The sequence below is a fragment of the Paraburkholderia sp. BL25I1N1 genome (assembly GCF_003002025.1).
Classification (GTDB): Bacteria; Pseudomonadota; Gammaproteobacteria; order Burkholderiales; family Burkholderiaceae; genus Paraburkholderia.
In genome coordinates this window covers 1-1,369 of record NZ_PVZB01000079.1, presented here as the reverse complement: position 1 = coordinate 1,369, position 1,369 = coordinate 1, and the positions used below count along the sequence as shown (strand labels likewise).

Sequence of the window (1,369 nt, the reverse complement as noted above, 5' to 3'; positions counted from 1 at the left end):
GGACGTGTCAGAAATCTTGTGTGCTGAGGCCGGTTAGAAATCTCAGTTGATGGCGCTGGTGAACCGCTCGCCGAACAGAATGGCGAACTGATTGACTGCTTGCCGCCAGGTGATAGGTGGCATCTTCCAGTCCTTTTCGATGTTGCGCAAGGCCAGGTATAGCAATTTGCTGGCGGCTTCGTCGCTTGGGAAGTGACCGCGGTTCTTGACGATCTTGCGAAGCTGCATGTGCATGCTTTCGATCGCGTTTGTCGTGTATATGATTCTGCGTACCTCGGGCGGATAGGCGAAGAACGGAATGACCTGTTCCCATTGGCGCTGCCACATCGCGGCGACCGTTGGGAATTTCTTGCCCCATTCGCTTTGCGAGAAGGCTTGCAGCGCCGCCTCAGCGGCTTCGGCGGTGGCGGCCTGATAGATCGGCTTGAGCGCCGCAGCCAGCGGCTTACGGTCCTTCCAGCTCGCCAGATTCAGCGAATTGCGGATCAGATGCACGATGCAGGTCTGGATCTGGGCGACCGGGTACACCGCTTCGATCGCCTCGGGGAAGCCGCGCAGGCCGTCAACGACGGCGATCAGAATGTCATGCAAGCCGCGGTTCTTCAGTTCGTTGAAGACCTTCAGCCAGAACTTGGCACCTTCGGTTTGCTCGATCCACAAACCCAGCACTTCCTTGCGCCCGTCGGCCCGAATGCCCAGCGCGAGGTACACCGCCTTGTTCCTGACCGTGCCTTCGTCGCGGATCTTCAGTCGAAGTGCGTCGAAATACACGATCGGATACATCGCCTCGAGCGGGCGTTGCTGCCACTGTTCGACTTCGGCCAGCACCTCGTCGGTGACGGTCGAAATCAGATCGGGCGACACCTGTAGGCCATATAGCTCCAGCAAATGGCCCTGAATCTCGCGCACGCTCATGCCGCGCGCGTACATGCTGATGACGTGATCGTCAAAGCCCGGCAGCCGGCGCTGATACCTGCCCACCAACTGCGGCTCGAATGTCGCCTGCCGGTCACGCGGAATGTCCAGATTCAGTTCGCCATTGGGCGTGATGACCGTCTTTGGGCTGGTGCCGTTGCGGTGGTTGCCGGACTTGCCTTGCCCGGTCTCGGCTTCCAGATGGTGGCTCAACTCGGCCGCGAGCATGCGCTCGGCCAGCCGTTTCTTGAGCTGGCCGGCCAGACCTGATTCGCCCAGGACCGACTCAGCATCCTTGCCCTGCACCTGGGCAAGCAATTGGTCGATCAACTCATCGGGAAACAGCTTCGGTGCCTTCGGGTTCCTGTTCTTCTTTGTCACGGTTGCTTCGGTCATAGGACGTTATTTCCGTTATCGTCTCATGACCTCGGCACACAGAAAATCTGACAGGCTC

The 1,369-nt window shown here is 59.2% G+C and carries 1 protein-coding gene; it reads right to left on the bottom strand.

Annotation, left to right across the window (positions count from 1 at the left end; all coding sequences use genetic code 11):
- Positions 1–42 precede the first annotated feature (42 nt).
- Positions 43–1,311, bottom strand: coding sequence for an IS256 family transposase (locus tag B0G73_RS39935; RefSeq protein WP_219907350.1), 1,269 nt, complete (start codon positions 1,309–1,311; stop codon positions 43–45).
- Positions 1,312–1,369 lie beyond the last annotated feature (58 nt).